We start from the raw sequence: 17,009 nt of genomic DNA, 5'->3' as shown, positions 1-17,009 counted from the left end.
TACCCCATTTATTCATGCTGCCAATGGGCAGAACAGCTGCAAGGAGATAGCCATGGGCGATATTATGCGACCCGTTCCGTTCAAGAACCTGCTGACCCGTATTTTTGCGGAATATAAAGAGAGTCAGAGCATTTTCGGTATTCCCGCCGCGCAATTCTATCGCAAGCAGGACGAGCGCAAGATCAAGGTGTTCGGTGAAACCTGCGAGACCCCCATTGGCCCGGCAGCCGGCCCCCATACCCAGCTGGCCCAGAACATCGTCACCTCCTGGCTGACTGGCGGGCGCTTTATCGAGCTCAAGACGGTGCAGATCCTGGACCGTCTCGAACTGGAAAAGCCCTGCATCGATGCCGAAGACGAGTGCTTCAATACCGAGTGGTCTACCGAGTTCACCCTGCCCAAGGCGTTTGACGAGTATCTGAAAGCCTGGTTTGCCCTCTATCTGCTGGAGGAGGTGTTTGATCCCCGTCTCGACGGGGAGGCCAAGTCCTTTATCTTCAACATGAGCGTGGGTTACAACCTCGATGGCATCAAACAGCCACCGATGCAGCAGTTCATCCACAGCCTGATGGATGCAAGCCAAAGTCCGAAGTTTGCCGAGTACCAGCAGGTGCTGCGCGAGCTGGTGGCTGACGAGCAATTTATCGCCGAGCTGGGACTGGGGGCGCGGCGCGATCGCCTGCAACAGCTGGTGGAGCGCATCCCGGCCAATCTGGTGCACGGCGTTACCCTCTCTACCATGCACGGCTGCCCGCCGAACGAAATTGAGGCCATCTGCCGCTACATGCTGGAAGAGAAGGGGCTCAACACCTTCGTCAAACTGAACCCGACCCTGCTGGGCTACCCGCGGGTGCGCGAGATCCTCGATACCTGTGGCTTTGATTACATTGGTCTGAGCGAAGAGTCGTTCGATCACGACCTCAAGCTGGATCAGGCCAAGGCGATGCTGACCAGATTGATGGCGCTGGGGGGCGAGAAGGGGCTTACCTTCGGGGTCAAGCTGACCAACACCCTTGGCACCATCAACCGCAAGGGGGCGCTGCCCGGCGATGAGATGTACATGTCCGGCCGCGCGTTGTTCCCGCTCTCCATCAACGTGGCGGCCGTGCTGTCTCGCGCCTTCGATGGCAAGCTGCCCATCTCCTACTCCGGTGGTGCCAGCAAGTTCAACATCGCCGAGATTTTCGAGACCGGTATCCGCCCCATCACCATGGCCACCGACCTGCTCAAACCGGGCGGCTACCTGCGCCAGATCGAGTGTCTCAAAGAGATCGACGCCTCCGACAGCTGGGCCATGAGTCAGGTGGATGTGGCCAAGCTGGAGGCGCTGGCCGCCAAGGCCCTCACCATGGATTACACCCAGAAGGAGTGGAAGTCCGAGGATCGCATCGAAGTGGGGGGCGGTCTGCCGCTGACTGACTGCTACGTGGCGCCCTGCGTCACCGCCTGCGCCGTGCACCAGGATATCCCCGAGTACATTCGCCTGATGGGCGAGGGGGAGTATGTGGCAGCCCTTGAGCTGATTTATCAGCGCAACGCCTTGCCCGCCATCACCGGTCATATCTGCGATCACCAGTGTCAGTACAACTGCACCCGCCTCGACTACGACAGCGCGCTCAATATCCGTGAGCTGAAAAAGGTGGCACTGGAACGCGGCTGGGAAGGGTACAAGGCGCGCTGGCACAAACCGGCAGGCAGCGGTGACAAGCATCCGGTTGCGGTGATTGGCGCAGGGCCTGCCGGTCTCTCCGCCGGTTACTTCCTGGCCCGCGCCGGCCATCCGGTCACCGTGTTCGAGCGCGAAGCGGATGCCGGTGGCGTAGTCAAGCACATCATCCCCGAGTTCCGCATCCCGGCCGAGCTTATCCAGCACGATATCGACTTTGTCGCCGCCCACGGGGTCAAGTTCGAGTTTGGCTGCGATCCGGCGCTCACCGTCGACAAGCTGCACGCCCAGGGCTTTACCTATGTCTTCGTCGGCATCGGTGCCGACAAGAATGGCGGCATGCGCCTCGAAGGGGGACATGATCGGGTCTACAAGTCCTTCAACTTCCTGCGCAGCTTCAATCAGGGCAAACCGCTGCCGCTGGGCCGCCATGTGGCGGTGATCGGCGCCGGTAACACCGCCATGGACTGTGCCCGCGCCGCCCTCAAGGTGCCGGGTGTCAGCGATGTCACCGTGATCTACCGCCGTAGCGAAAAAGAGATGCCCGCCTATCGCGAGGAGGTTCTGGAAGCGGTGGAGGATGGGGTGCGTTTCTGCTTCCTCACCAATCCGGAGCGCTTTGACAAAGATGGCAAGCTCACCGTGCGGATGATGGCGCTGGGGGATCCTGACAAGCAGGGCCGCCGCCGTTCTGTGCCCACCGAGCAGACCGAAGTGATGCAGATGGATGCCCTGATCACCGCCATCGGCGAGCAGCCTGACTGCGAAGTATTGAAAGCGATGGGCATTCCTCTTGGCTGCGATGGCTGGCCTGAGGTGGATAGCCAGACCGGCGAAACCAGCCGTCGCAACGTCTTCCTGATCGGTGACGTGCAGAGCGGCCCGTCCTCCATCGTCGGTGCCATCGGTGGTGCCCGCCGCGCCGCGGATCTGGTGCTCTCTCGCGAGCATATCGCCAGCCAGCAGAGTGAAGTGACCATCCAGCCGTCGGGCAAGGATGAGATCTACCGCCGCAAGGGGAGCATCGCCGTCACCATGGTTGACAAGAGCGAACGCGATGCCTTCGTGGCGCAAGAGGCTCACCGTTGCCTCGAGTGCAACTACCTCTGCAGCAAGTGCGTGGATGTCTGCCCCAACCGGGCCAACGTCGCCATCGCGGTACCGGGCTTCAAGGATCAGTTCCAGACCCTGCACCTGGATGCCTACTGCAATGAATGTGGCAACTGCGCCCAGTTCTGCCCGTGGCAGGGCAAGCCCTATCAGGACAAGGTCACCATCTTCAGCCTGCCCGAGGACTTCGACAACAGCCGCAACCCCGGTTTCTATCTGGCTGACGGTGGCGAACTGCGGGTGCGTCAGGATGGCGAGACCTATCGCCTGACCATAGACGCCCAGAGCCGGATCAAGGATGCGCCAGCGGCCCTTGGCGACATGTGCCGGATCATCAGCCATGTCCATGCTCATCACCACTACCTGCTGGGGGCCGTCGAGGCCTGAGCGAACCACGAATAAGCGAAGGAGCAAACCATGTTTATTCTGAAGAACGTCACCGCTGTCCAGCTGGAGCCGACCCGGGTGCTGGAAGGGGTGGATATCGCCATCGAAGGATCGCTTATCAAAGCGGTGGGGCCCAATCTGCAGGCCCTCTACCCGGAGGCCAACTATCGGGAGATGGGGGGCAAGCTGGTGATGCCGGGCATCGTCTGTGCCCACAACCACTTCTACTCAGGCCTGTCGCGGGGGATCATGGCCAATATCGCCCCCTGCCCGGACTTTATCTCCACCCTGAAAAACCTCTGGTGGCGGCTCGATCGGGCGCTCGATGAGGAGTCCCTCTACTACAGCGGCCTCATCTGCTCGCTGGAAGCGATCAAGAGCGGCTGCAGTGCGGTGATCGACCACCACGCTTCGCCAAACTTCATCAAGGGCTCCCTGAATGTGCTGCGCAAAGGGTTTATGGAGGCGGGTCTGCGTGGCATGATCTGCTTCGAAACCACGGATCGCAACGGCGGCCTTGCCGAGCTGCAGGCCGGGGTAGAGGAGAACATCCTGTTCGCGCAGGCCATTGATGCCGCCAAGGCCAAGGGGAGCGAACCCTATCTGGTGGAAGCCCATATCGGTGCCCACGCCCCCTTCACCGTGCCCGACGAGGGGCTGGCCATGCTGCGCGAAGCGGTGCAGGTCACCGGTCGTGGTCTGCATATCCATGTGGCGGAAGACCGCTACGACATGGCCCACGGTCACCACCACTACGGCAAGGAGCCCATCGCCCGGCTGGACGAGTTTGGCCTTATCGACAGCAAGACCCTGATCGCCCACGGCATCTACCTGAGCCCGGCTGACATCGAGCTGCTCAACAGCCGCGATGCCTTCTTGGTACATAACGCCCGCTCCAACATGAACAACCACGTGGGCTACAACATGCACCTGCCGGAGTATCGCAATCTGGCGTTGGGCACCGATGGTATCGGCTCCGACATGCTCGAAGAGCTCAAGTTCGCCTACTTCAAACACAAGGATGCCGGCGGAGCGCTCTGGCCCGACAGCTTTGCCCGCTTCCTCTGGAACGGCAACACCCTGCTGGAGCGCAACTTCGGCGCCAAATTTGGCCGCCTGGAGCCGGGTTACAAGGCCGACCTCACACTCTTCGACTACGCCGCACCGACCCCGCTGGCGCCGCGCAACCTCGGCGGCCATCTCGCCTTCGGTATGGGCTCATCCTCGGTCAACAGCGTGATGGTCGAGGGTCGCATGGTCTATCAGGATCGCGAGTTCGCCTTTGACGTCGAGCCCATTTATCAGCAGGCCAGCAAGGTGGCGAGCCGCCTGTGGCAACGGATGGATCAGCTGGCCTGAGGCCACCCTCCGCACGTTTGGACTAGATTGCCCGCCCCGGTGGCGGGCAGCAAGAGTAAGGACGACACATGATTGAGCAATTCTTCCGACCCGAGCAACTGGGTCAGGCTTTGGAACTCAAGGCCCGCTTTGGCAACGACGCCGTCTACATGGGGGGCGGCAGCAAGCTCAACGCAGCCCCGACCCGCACCGACAAGAAGGTCGCCATCTCGCTGGACAAGCTCGGACTTGGCCAGATTGAGCAGCAGCATGGTCAACTCCACATCGGCGCCACCGTCACCCTGCAAGCTCTCAAAGACGACCCCCGTACCCCGGCAGCCCTGTGCGAGGCGCTGGGGTTTGTCTACTCCCGCCATGTGCGCAATCAGGCCACCCTCGGCGGCGAGATTGCCTGCCAACAGCAGGACTCCCCGCTGCTGCCGGTACTGCTGGTCCTCGAAGCCGTGGTGGTGCTGGAGAACAACCAGCTGCAACCCATCGATGCCTATCTGGCCGGCCAGCGCAAGGAGCTGGTGCTGGGGGTGGTGCTGCCGGAGCCCGCGCTGCGCTGCGCCACTCGCCGCATCAGCCGCAACGCCGACGGTCTGGCGGTGATGACTGCCGCGGTGGCCCTCGACAGCATTGGCGAGATGCGGGTGGCTGTCGCTGGCGTCACCCCGCAGCCGATGCGTCTGCGGGATCTGGAGCGCCGCGAACTGCACGATGTCGCGCTGGAGGCCGCCGTAAGCGAGCTGATTGCGCCCCGTGAAGATCTGGCGGGCAGCATAAGTTACAAGCGGTATATCACCGGCGTGGTAGTGGCGGATCTGCTGGTGGATTGCCAGCAGCAGGAGGTGCAAGCATGATGGAACTCAACTTTACCCTGAACGGTGCCCTGCGCACCGTCATCTGCAAGGCCGGTGACAATGCCCAACGGGTGCTGTTCAACCAGTGCCGGATGCATTCGGTGCGCAACAGTGACGACGGCTTCGGTTTTGCCGGCTCCGATGCCATTCTCTTCAATGGCAAGGTGATCAACGCCTCCCTGCTGATCGCCGCCCAGCTGGATGGATCAGAGGTGCGCACCGCCGAGTCGCTGGGCAGCTGGAACCAGCTCAGTCTGGTGCAGCAGGCAATGGTGGATGTGGGCGTGGTGCAGTCCGGCTACAACGATCCGGCCGCCGCGCTCATCGTCACCGACCTGCTTGATCGCCACCCCGAGCCCACCCGTGATCAAATCGACGATGCCCTCTCGGGCCTGTTTCACCGCGATGGCGGTTATCAGCAGTTTTATCAGGCCATCGAGCTTGCCTGTTCACGGATGAAGGATCCCGATTACCTGTGCCAGATCGCCCCGGAGTTTCGTGACGATCTGCGCCATATCGGCAAGAGCTGCCCGAAAGTGGACGCCGCCAAGATGGTGCAGGCCAAGCCCTGCTACGTGGAGGATCGGGTTACTGAAGATGCGCTGGTCATCAAGATGCTGCGCAGCCCCCATCCCCATGCGGTGATCACCAAACTCGACGTGAGCCGCGCCGAAGCCATGCCGGGGGTGGTGCATGTCATCACTCACCTCAACTGCCCGGATATCTACTACACCCCGGGTGGCCAGAGCGCCCCCGAGCCGTCACCGCTGGATCGCCGCATGTTTGGCCGCAAGCTGCGTCACGTAGGGGATCGGGTGGCCGCCGTGGTGGCCGAGAGCGAAGCCATCGCATTGGCCGCGCTCAAACTCATCGAGGTCGAGTATCAGGTGCTGCCGGCGGTCATGAGCATTGACGAGGCGATGGCTCCCAATGCACCGCTGGTGCACGACGAGCCCATCGTCTACATGGCCGGTGCGCCGGCGGATCTGGAGCAGCAGAACGCCTGCTCGGTGCGCCGCGGCGACGAGCACATGATCATCAACTTCCCCATCGGTTCCCGTCCGCACGAGAACCTGGCCGCCAGCGTCCATGGCCAGATCGGCGATGTGGCCAAAGGCTTTGCCGAGGCGGACGAGATTGTCGAGCGCACCTACGAATCGACCCAGGCCCAGCAGTGCCCGACCGAGCCACACATCTGCTTCACCTACATGGATGGCGATCGTCTGGTCATTCACGCCTCCACCCAGGTGCCGTGGCACGTGCGCCGTCAGGTGGCGCGCATCGTCGGTATGAAGCAGCACCAGGTGCATGTGATCAAGGAGCGGGTAGGGGGCGGCTTTGGCTCCAAGCAGGACATCCTGCTGGAAGAGGTGTGCGCCTGGGCGACCAAGGTCACCGGCCGTCCCGTCACCTTCCGCTATACCCGTGAAGAGGAGTTCATCAGCAACACCTCCCGCCATGTGGCCAAGGTGAAGGTGAAAGTGGGGGCCAAGAAAGATGGCACCATCACCGCCATCGAGATGGATTTTCGTGCCAACACCGGCCCTTACGGCAACCACTCATTGACGGTGCCGAGCAACGGCCCGGCGCTCTCTCTGCCGCTCTATCCGTGCGACAATGTGCGCTTTACCGTCAACACCTACTACAGCAACATCTGCCCGACTGGCGCCTATCAGGGTTATGGCGCGCCCAAGGGCAACTTCGCGCTGACCATGGCGATTGCGGAACTTGCCGAGAAACTCGGCATCGATCAGCTCGACATGGTGGAGCACAACCGGGTGCACGAAGGGGACATCCTCAAAGTGCTGGGTGCCATCGGCGAGGGCAAGATGCCCACCTCGGTGCCCCATGCGGCCAGTTGCGCCCTCGAGCCCATCCTCAAGCAGGGTCGCGAGCTGATTGCCTGGGATAGCCCCAAACCCGCCGACGGGGATTGGCGGATCGGTCGTGGCGTCGCCATCATCATGCAAAAATCGGGGATCCCGGACATCGATCAGGCCAACTGCATGGTCAAGCTGGAATCGGACGGCACCTTTATCGTCCACTCCGGTGGCGCCGATATCGGCACCGGCCTCGATACCGTGGTCGCCAAGCTGACCGCCGAGGTGCTCGGTTGCCCGCTCAGCGATGTGCATGTCATCTCCGGCGACACCGACCATGCGCTATTCGACAAGGGAGCCTACGCCTCGTCAGGTACCTGCTTCTCCGGCAATGCGGCCAAGATGGCGGCAGAGAACCTCAAGGCGAAGATCCTGTTCCACGGCGCCGCCATGCTGGGCGAGCCGGTGGAGGATGTGGAGCTGGTTCACCCGGGGATCGTGCGCGGCAAGCAGGGGGAGGTGACCCTCGCCAAGCTGGCCCACAAAGCGGAGACAGGTACCGGCTTCGGCATTCTGGTGGGCACTGCCAGCTACATCACCTCTGAGCTTGCCTTCCCGTATGGGGCCAACTTCGCCGAGGTGGCGGTCAACGTCAGAACCGGCGAGATCCGGCTCGACAAGTTCTACGCCCTGCTCGACTGCGGTACCCCCATCAACCCGGAGCTGGCCCTCGGCCAGATCTACGGGGCGACCATGCGGGCCATCGGCCACACCATGAGCGAGGAGATCTGCTACGACAGCAAGGGCATCCCGCTCACCCGGGATCTCAAGAGCTATGGCGCGCCCAAGATTGGCGACATTCCGCGCGATTTTCGGGCCTTCCTGGTACCGAGTGACGACAAGGTCGGCCCTTACGGCGCCAAGTCCATCTCGGAGATCGGGGTCAACGGCGCGGCGCCTGCCATCGCCACCGCCATCCACGACGCCTGTGGTGTCTGGTTGCGCAAGTGGCACTTCACGCCGGAGCAGATCCTGCGCGAACTGGGCAAGCTGGAGCAAAAAGTGTCGGCATAACAAAAGAAAAGGTGAGGGGCGGGCGCCAGCTCGCCCCCAGCGCCTGACGGCGGAATGAGTACTCCGCCTACATTCTGTGTGATGGGACAAACACGATGTCTAAAACAACACGCAAGCACTCGGATCTCATTTACGAGCTGGAAGACAAACCCCCGTTTTATCAAACCCTGATGGGCGCAGTGACCCATCTACTGGCGATTTTTGTCCCCATGGTGACCCCGGCGCTGATCGTCGGCGGCGCCCTGGGCCTCTCCACCGAGACCACCGCCTATCTGGTCTCCATGGCGATGATCGCCTCCGGCATCGGCACCTGGTTGCAGGTGAACCGTTATGGCCCCATCGGTTCGGGGCTGCTCTCCATCCAGTCGGTCAACTTCTCCTTCGTGACCGTGATGATCGCCCTCGGCGGCGCCATGAAAAAAGATGGCATCCACGAGGAGCTGATCGTCTCGACCCTGCTCGGGGTCTCCTTTGTCGGTGCCTTTCTGGTGATGGGCTCCTCCTTCGTGCTGCCCTATCTCAAGCGGGTGATCACCCCGACCGTGAGCGGTGTGGTGGTACTGATGATTGGCCTGAGCCTTATCAAGGTGGGGATCATCGACTTTGGCGGCGGCTTCTCTGCCATGAGCAGCGGCACCTTTGGCAAATACGAGCACATCGGGCTGGGGCTCTTGGTGCTCTGCGTTATCGTCGCCTTCAACTGCAGTCGAAGCCCGCTGTTGCGGATGAGCGGCATTGCCATCGGCCTGCTGGTGGGTTATGCGGTGGCCCTGATGCTCGGCATGGTGGATTTCTCCGCCCTTGAGGACCTGCCGCTTATTACGGTGCCGATCCCGTTCAAGTACGGTTTTTCCTTCGATTTTCACGCCTTTATGTTGGCGGGCACCATCTATCTGTTGAGCGTGCTGGAGGCGGTGGGGGACATCACCGCCACCGCCATGGTCTCCCACCGGGATATTCAGGGGCCTGAATTTCAAAAACGGCTCTCCGGCGGCGTGCTGGCTGACGGTCTGGTATCGGTGATCGCCTCTGCCCTCGGCTCTTTGCCACTCACCACCTTTGCCCAGAACAACGGCGTCATCCAGATGACCGGGGTGGCGTCACGCCATGTGGGCAAGTTTATCGCCGTCATTCTGGTGCTGCTGGGGCTCTTCCCTGTGGTGGGGCGCTTCTTTACCACCATACCGTCACCTGTGATGGGGGGAGCCATGGTCATCATGTTCTCGATGATCGCCATCGCCGGTGGTCGCATCATCATCAGCCACGGTTTCGATCGGCGGGAGACCCTGATTGTCGCCACTTCGCTGGGTCTTGGACTCGGCGTCTCCTATGACCCGAACGTCTTCAAGGTGCTGCCGGCGGGTATCTATATGCTGGTGGAGAACCCCATCTGCGCCGGCGGCATCACCGCCATCATCATGAATCTGGTGCTGCCGCAAAGCCGCAAACGCAAGGCAGCCGTCAGGGATGCCGAGGCGGTTGAAGTGATCCAGCTGAGCGACAAGCCGGATGTGATCTTTACCGCCCGCAGTGCGGGCCAGCCATCGGCCAGCAAGGGTGAGGGTTCACCAGAGCCAGTGCCCGAGCAGGCGGTGGCGCCACAAGTGGAACGGATCTGACGGTTAAACCGGCAAAAAACGTCAACAGAACAAGAAAAACAGGGAAACGGTTATGAAAAACGACAACTCTGTCAAAGCGGTACGCGGCAGCTTCTTCGATATCACCCGGGTGGTGGATCAGCCCGAGGAGATTGAGTCCAACGCTCGTCTTATTGAGGATGGCCTGCTGATCATTCGCAACGGCTGCATCGACTGGTTTGGTGAGTGGGAGGAGGGGAAAGATCGCATTCCAGCCGAAGTGCGGGTGCGCGATTATCGCGGCAAGATGATAGTGCCGGGCTTTGTCGATACCCACATTCACTACCCCCAGAGCGAGATGGTGGGGGCCTATGGCGAGCAGTTGCTGGAGTGGCTCAACCGCCACACCTTCCCGGCCGAGCGGCGCTACAACGATCTCGAATATGCCCGCGAGATGTCCACCTTCTTTATCAAGCAGTTGCTGCGCAACGGCACTACCACGGCGCTGGTGTTCGGTACCGTTCACCCCGAGTCGGTTGATGCTCTGTTCGAGGCGGCCAGTCGCATCAATATGCGGATGCTCGCCGGCAAGGTGATGATGGATCGCAACGCGCCCGACTATCTGCTCGATACCGCCGAGAGCAGCTATGCGCAGAGCAAGCAGCTTATCGAGCGCTGGCATGGTAACGGTCGCCTGCTCTATGCCATCACACCACGATTTGCACCCACGTCGACATCCGAGCAGCTCACGATGGCGCGGCGGTTGCGCGAAGAGTTTCCCACCACCTATCTGCACACCCATCTGTGCGAGAACAAGGACGAGATCGCCTGGGTAAAATCCCTCTTCCCGGCGCACAAGGGCTATCTCGATGTCTATCACCAGCATGGCCTGACCGGCCACAACTGCGTCTTTGCCCACTGCGTCCATCTGGAAGAGCAGGAGTGGGACTGCCTGAAGGAGACCGGCTCCACCATCGCCTTCTGCCCCACATCGAATCTTTATCTGGGCAGCGGTCTCTTCAAGTTGCACAAGGCGTGGCGCAAGCAGGTGAAAGTGGGGATGGGCACCGACATCGGCGCGGGCACCACCTTCAATATGCTGCAGACCCTCAACGAGGCCTACAAGGTGATGCAACTGCAGGGCGAACGGCTCTCGGCCTATCAGGCCTTCTATCTGGCGACCCTGGGCGGTGCCCATTCGCTCGGGCTGGACGAGAAGATCGGCAGCTTTGCGGTGGGTAAGGAGGCTGACTTTGTGGTGCTCGATCCGGTCGCCACTCCGCTGCAGCAGCTGCGTTATGACAACTCCACCACCTTGCGGGACAAGCTCTTTGTGCTGTTGACCCTGGGGGATGACAGATCCATCTACCGCACCTATGTGGATGGTCAGCTGGTGCATGAACGGGGGTAGGGGCTGGAGTGGGCTGCCGCGGTGCAGCCCCGACGAATACGGCGGCTGGCGTGCCCCACAGGAGCGCCAGTCTTGCCGCACCACAGGGGATCTCCCCGCATAGAACGTGAAATGGCCCGGTTTTTTTGACCAGCAAGGCAAACGTTTGAGTCAAGGCTGCCTGCCCTGGTCTGTCTGTCGAATCCTCTGCCACCATCGCCTGTTTCTCATCAGACTGGCGCTCGGCAGACCCGCAGATCCTGTCGCCATTTCGTCATGGAACATTCAGGCGCGTGTGAAGGAGTTGGGTATGACCCAAGCAAACAGCAGGACAAACAGCGTGGAACAGCTGGCCAATGATGACGCCAGCCAGAGCGCAGCAAAGCAACAGCCGCTCACGGCTCTTGATCGCTACTTTATGATCAGCGAGCGGGGCAGCAATGTCAGACAGGAGGTGCTGGCGGGCCTCACCACCTTCCTTGCCATGGTCTACTCGGTGATCGTGGTGCCAAGCATGCTCGGCAAGGCGGGCTTTCCTCCCGGCGCCGTGTTTGTCGCCACCTGTCTGGTGGCGGGGTTCGGTTCGCTCTTGATGGGGCTCTGGGCCAAGTTGCCGATGGCCATCGGCTGCGCTATTTCCCTCACGGCGTTTACCGCCTTCAGTCTGGTGCTGGGGCAGCAGATCCCCATTCCTGTGGCGCTGGGGGCCGTCTTCCTGATGGGGGTGCTGTTTACCGCCATCTCGGTGACCGGGGTGCGTAGCTGGATCCTCGACAACCTGCCGATGGGGATTGCCCACGGCACCGGCATCGGGATCGGTCTCTTCCTGCTGCTTATCGCCGCCAACGGGGTGGGGCTGGTGATCAAGAACCCGCTGGAGGGGCTGCCGGTGGCGCTGGGGGCCTTCACCTCCATGCCGGTCATCATGTCCCTGATCGGCCTTGCGGTGATCTTCGGGCTGGAGAAGCTGAAAGTGCCGGGGGGGATCCTGCTGGTGATCATCGCCATCTCCATCTTCGGCCTCATTTTCGATCCGGCGGTGAAGTATCAGGGGCTGTTCGCCCTGCCGAGCCTCTCGGACGCGCAGGGTCAGTCCCTGATCTTCAGTCTGGATATCATGGGGGCGCTCTCGCCGCTGGTGTTGCCCAGCGTGCTGGCGCTGGTGATGACCGCGGTATTTGATGCCACCGGCACCATTCGCGCCGTGGCGGGGCAGGCCAACCTGCTGGATAAGGATGGTCACATCATCAACAGCGGCAAGGCGCTCAGTGCCGACTCGGTCAGCAGCATCTTCTCCGGCCTTGTGGGGGCGGCACCGGCTGCCGTTTATATCGAATCGGCAGCGGGCACGGCGGCGGGGGGCAAAACCGGCCTCACCGCGACTGTGGTTGGCGGCCTGTTCCTGCTGATGCTGTTCCTCTCGCCGCTCTCCTATCTGGTGCCGGCCTATGCCACCGCACCGGCCCTGATGTATGTGGGACTCCTGATGCTGAGCAACGTCACCAAGCTCGATTTCGATGACTTTGTCGGTGCCATGTCCGGGCTGGTGTGTGCGGTCTTTATCGTGCTCACCTGCAATATCGTGACTGGCATCATGCTTGGCTTCAGCTCGCTGGTGATCGGCCGCATCTGCTCGAAGGAGTGGCACAAGCTCAACGTCGGCACCGTGGTCATCGCCCTGGCGCTGGTGCTCTTTTATGCTGGGGGGTGGGCTATTTAGGGATAACTCGCCCGTTTGGGGCCGCACTGGCGGCCCCATTTTTATATCTGCGGCGCTCTGACCGTCAACGCTGGTTACCATGCCTTAGCCGCTGGTGCCATCGCGATACCATTTTGATAAATCCTCCTACCAGATTGATAGGCTCCCACCCTTGCTCTCCTCGCTCTGCCGTTTTTTTTACCGCTGATGTGCCCCGTTTGCTCAGGGGCTGCCCCTGGCTTGTCGCTGCGAGCCAACAAAAGCGGGCTAGATGGGATCCCCTTCACACTTCTCCCCATTCTCCTGACGATGGCGGGAAACAGGCGCATATCTTGCTGTTTTTTATGCCGGTTCCAGATTTTTCCATTCGAAAAAGGACTTGCATATGTCCATAGGATTACCGCTCAAGCGGGTGGATGCCGAGGCCAAGGTGACCGGCAGCGCCCGCTATACCGATGACAACATCATGCTCGGGATGCGCCACGCCAAGTACGTGCGAAGCAATATTGCCCACGGCAAGGTGCTTGCCATCGACGCCACCGAGGCGTTGGCCCTGCACGGGGTCGAAGCCGTATTTACCCATGAAGATGTGCCCACCACCTGTTTTCGCACCGCCGGTCACGCCTGGTCCCTCGATGAGGCCAAACGGGACGTGAAAGACAGGCGTCTGCTCACCGACCATGTGCGCCACTTTGGCGATGGGGTCGCCATAGTCGTGGCGCGCGATCCACTGGTGGCCGAAAAAGCGGCTTCGCTGGTCAAGGTGACCTACGAACCGCTGCCGGTGATGACGGATGCCCAAAGCGCGCTGGCCGACGATGCCTATCCCATTCACCCAAGCGGCAATCTGCTGCGCCAAAGCCAGCTTCGTGCCAATGACCCGGAGCATGCTATCGCGGCGGCCGATCTGCAGTTTCAGGGGCACTACCGGACGCCGGTGGTGCAGCACTGCCATCTGGAGACGGTGACCTGCTACGCCTATATGGATCAGCCGGACCACATCATCGTGGTCAGCAGTACCCAGATCCCCCAGATAGTGCGCAGCCGGGTGGCCAAGTCCCTCGGCCTGCCCTGGTCGAGCGTGCGGGTGATCAAGCCCTATATGGGTGGCGGTTTTGGCAACAAGCAGGATGTGCTGGAAGAGCCGATGGCGGCGTTTTTGAGCTACAAGCTTGGCGGTGTGCCGGTCAAGGTGACCTTGAGCCGGGAGGAGTGCTTTTTTGCCTCCCGCACCCGTCACGGTTTTGCCATTGATGGCAAGATGGGCCTCAACCGCGACGGCACCCTCAAGGGCTATCAGCTCGACGTGCTCTCCAACACCGGCGGTTATGCCTCTCACGGCCACTCCATCGCTAGCGCCGGGGGTAACAAGATCAGCTACCTCTATCCGCGCAGCGCCTTCGGTTATGACGCCAAGACCTTCTACAGCAACCTGCCCACCGCTGGTGCCATGCGCGGTTACGGCGCGCCCCAGGTGATTTTTGCCCTCGAGTGCATGCTGGATGATGCCTGCGCCGAACTGGGGCTGGATCCGCTCGAAGTACGCATCGCCAACGTGGCGCGCGAGGGGGATGTCAATCAGGTCAACCAGAAGACCATCTACAGCGCTGGTCTGCCCGACTGCCTGCTGCGTGGCCGCGAGATGTTCGAGTGGGATCGACTCAAGGCCGAGTGTCTGGGGCAGGATCCTGCCTGCCGGGTGCGGCGCGGCATCGGGGTAGCGTGCTTTAGCTACGGCTCCAACACCTATCCGGTGGGGGTCGAAATTGCTGGCGCCCGCATGCTGCTCAATCAGGATGGCACCGTCAATCTGCAGATCGGTGCCACCGAGATAGGGCAGGGGTCGGATACCGTCTTTGCCCAGATGGCGGCCCAGACATTGGGCATTCCGTTTGAGCAGATCCGGGTCATCTCGACCCAGGATACCGACATTACCGCCTACGATCCTGGCTCGTTCGCCTCGCGCCAGAGCTATGTGGCGGCCCCCGCCATTCATCAGGCGGCGCTGCAGTTGCGGGCCCGCATTTTGTCGCTGGCGGCCCAACTCTGCCATCAGGATGTAGGATCGCTCACCCTGATCGATGGCTACGTGGTGCTGGCCGGTGCGCCGGACAAGGTGCTGATCAGCGTCGCCGAGGTGTCGGTCAACGCCTATTACCACCTCACCATCGGTGGCCAGATCACCTCCGAGGTCTCCCACAAGACCACCACCAATCCGCCGAGCTTTGGTTGCACCTTTGTGGATCTCAGCGTCGATATCGATCTCTGCAAGGTGACCATCAATCGCATCATCAACCTGCACGATGCCGGCAAGATCCTCAATCCGCAGCTGGCGGAGGGGCAGGTGCATGGCGGCATGGGGATGGGGATCGGCTGGTCGCTGTTCGAGGAGATGATCATCGATGCCAAGAGCGGCGTGGTGCGCAATCCCAACCTGCTCGACTACAAGTTCCCCACCATGCTGGATTTGCCGGAGCTTGAGTGCGATTTCGTGCAGACCTATGAGCCCCAGTCGGTCTATGGCCACAAATCACTGGGGGAACCGCCCATCATCTCGCCGGGCCCCGCCATTCGTAACGCCATTCGAATGGCGACCGGTGTCGCCATCAACGAGCTGCCCATCACCCCCAAAACCCTGTTCCGGGAGTTTGTCGCAGCGGGTTTGATTGGCGAGGGATCAGGGGAGGAGCAACACCATGTTTGATATTGCCCGTTACTACAAGGCGCACAGCGTGGCCGAGGCGGTCGCCCTGCGTCAGGCCGACCCTGAGGCGCGTCTCCTGGCCGGTGGCACCGATGTGATGATCCAGCTGCATCACCTCAACACCGCCTATCACCATATCGTCGATATTCACGACTTGCCCGAACTCAAAGGGGTGAGCGAGCTGGCTGACGGTTCTATCCGCATCGGCTCTGGCACCACCTTTACCGAGCTCATCGAAAACGAACTGGTGCAGCGCCGCCTGCCGATGCTGGCCGAGGCGGCCGCCACCATCGCCGGGCCGCAGATCCGCAACGTCGCCACCTATGGCGGCAACATCTGCAACGGCGCCACCAGTGCCGACTCGGCGGCGCCCACGGTAGCGCTGGAAGCAGAGCTGGAGATCGCCGGACCCAATGGCACACGCCGCATTCCCATCGCCGGATTTCATACCGGCCCCGGCAAGGTGGCGCTGCAACCGGCGGAGATCCTGGTGGCGTTTCACTTTGCCCTGGACTCGCACCCCCATGTGGGCTCCCACTACTTCAAATACGCCATGCGCGATGCCATGGATATCGCCACCATCGGCTGCGCCGCCTACTGCCAGATTGAGGATGGTCACTTCAAGAGTCTGCGGCTGGCCTATGGGGTGGCGGCACCGACACCGGTGCGCACCCCTCACGCGGAAGCGGCGGCCGAGGGGCAACCCCTGACTCGCGCCACACTGGCAGCGATTGCCGAGGCTGTGGTAGCCGATGTGGCGCCGCGATCCTCCTGGCGGGCAGAGAAGGAGTTTCGCCTGCACCTTATCAAAACCCTGGCGCAGCGGGTGGTCGCTTGCGCAGTCGAACGTGCCGGAGGCAAGATCCTATGATGCAACCGCAAAGCTGTCCCGCGGTGGAGATCCAGTGCGAGATCAACGGCAAGCCTTACTCCTATGCAGTGCCGCCCACCATGTCGCTGCTCCACTTCCTGCGCGGGCAGGGGCTTATCAGTGTGAAAGAGGGGTGCAGTGTCGGTGAGTGCGGCGCCTGTACCGTGCAGGTGAATGGCACTGCCATCGACAGCTGCCTCTATCTGGCGGTGTGGGCCGATGGCAAATCCATTCGCACCGTGGAGGGGGAGCGCAAAGGCAATGAGCTCTCCGATGTGCAGCAGGCCTTTATCGACGAGGGGGCGGTGCAGTGCGGTTTTTGCACCCCGGGCCTCGTGATGGCGAGTGCGGCTCTGCTCGACAAGACCGAACGCCGTCCGCTGACCGAGGCGGAGATCCGCCGCGGGCTGTCGGGCAACCTCTGCCGCTGCACCGGGTATCAGAACGTGGTACGGGCGGTGAAGAAGTGCTGCAAAGGGTGATAGTTCTAGTGCCGTGAGTGGTGCG

General features: G+C 61.6%; 10 protein-coding genes. All 10 read left to right on the top strand.

The window, feature by feature from the left end; translation table 11 throughout:
• Positions 1 to 52 precede the first annotated feature (52 nt).
• The gene (ygfK, locus tag NOM06_RS16060; protein ID WP_255912325.1) at positions 53 to 3,163 is read left to right on the top strand and encodes a putative selenate reductase subunit YgfK; all 3,111 of its coding nucleotides are present in this window, start codon (positions 53 to 55) and stop codon (positions 3,161 to 3,163) included.
• Between the two features lie 30 nt (positions 3,164 to 3,193).
• The gene (gene ssnA / locus NOM06_RS16055; RefSeq protein WP_255912324.1) at positions 3,194 to 4,522 is read left to right on the top strand and encodes a putative aminohydrolase SsnA; all 1,329 of its coding nucleotides are present in this window, start codon (positions 3,194 to 3,196) and stop codon (positions 4,520 to 4,522) included.
• A gap of 68 nt (positions 4,523 to 4,590) precedes the next feature.
• Positions 4,591 to 5,367, top strand: coding sequence for a molybdopterin-dependent oxidoreductase FAD-binding subunit (gene ygfM, locus NOM06_RS16050; RefSeq protein WP_255912323.1), 777 nt, complete (start codon positions 4,591 to 4,593; stop codon positions 5,365 to 5,367).
• The gene (locus NOM06_RS16045; RefSeq protein ID WP_255912322.1) at positions 5,364 to 8,261 is read left to right on the top strand and encodes a molybdopterin-dependent oxidoreductase Mo/Fe-S-binding subunit; all 2,898 of its coding nucleotides are present in this window, start codon (positions 5,364 to 5,366) and stop codon (positions 8,259 to 8,261) included. The genes ygfM and NOM06_RS16045 overlap by 4 nt, the downstream gene beginning before the upstream one ends.
• Positions 8,262 to 8,356: 95 nt before the next feature.
• Positions 8,357 to 9,880, top strand: coding sequence for a nucleobase:cation symporter-2 family protein (locus NOM06_RS16040; RefSeq protein ID WP_255912321.1), 1,524 nt, complete (start codon positions 8,357 to 8,359; stop codon positions 9,878 to 9,880).
• Positions 9,881 to 9,932: 52 nt separating this feature from the next.
• Positions 9,933 to 11,249: a guanine deaminase gene (gene guaD, locus NOM06_RS16035; RefSeq protein ID WP_255912320.1), complete on the top strand. Its 1,317-nt coding sequence runs from the start codon at positions 9,933 to 9,935 to the stop codon at positions 11,247 to 11,249.
• A gap of 397 nt (positions 11,250 to 11,646) precedes the next feature.
• Entirely contained in the window at positions 11,647 to 12,948 is a 1,302-nt protein-coding gene (locus NOM06_RS16030; RefSeq protein WP_255912342.1) for an NCS2 family permease, read from the top strand.
• Positions 12,949 to 13,312: 364 nt separating this feature from the next.
• Entirely contained in the window at positions 13,313 to 15,631 is a 2,319-nt protein-coding gene (gene xdhA / locus NOM06_RS16025) for a xanthine dehydrogenase molybdenum-binding subunit XdhA (protein ID WP_255912319.1), read from the top strand.
• Positions 15,624 to 16,502 carry a xanthine dehydrogenase FAD-binding subunit XdhB gene (gene xdhB, locus NOM06_RS16020; RefSeq protein ID WP_255912318.1) on the top strand — a complete coding sequence of 293 codons (879 nt, stop codon included), beginning with the start codon at positions 15,624 to 15,626 and terminating at the stop codon, positions 16,500 to 16,502. Before xdhA ends, xdhB begins: the two co-directional genes overlap by 8 nt.
• A complete protein-coding gene (xdhC, locus tag NOM06_RS16015) occupies positions 16,499 to 16,984 on the top strand; it encodes a xanthine dehydrogenase iron sulfur-binding subunit XdhC (protein WP_255912316.1) in 486 nt (161 codons plus the stop codon). Before xdhB ends, xdhC begins: the two co-directional genes overlap by 4 nt.
• Positions 16,985 to 17,009: the final 25 nt, after the last annotated feature.

The organism is Aeromonas sp. JL9 (assembly GCF_024436075.1).
Classification (GTDB): domain Bacteria; phylum Pseudomonadota; class Gammaproteobacteria; order Enterobacterales; family Aeromonadaceae; genus Aeromonas; species Aeromonas veronii.
This window is presented reverse-complemented; position numbering and strand designations above follow the sequence as displayed.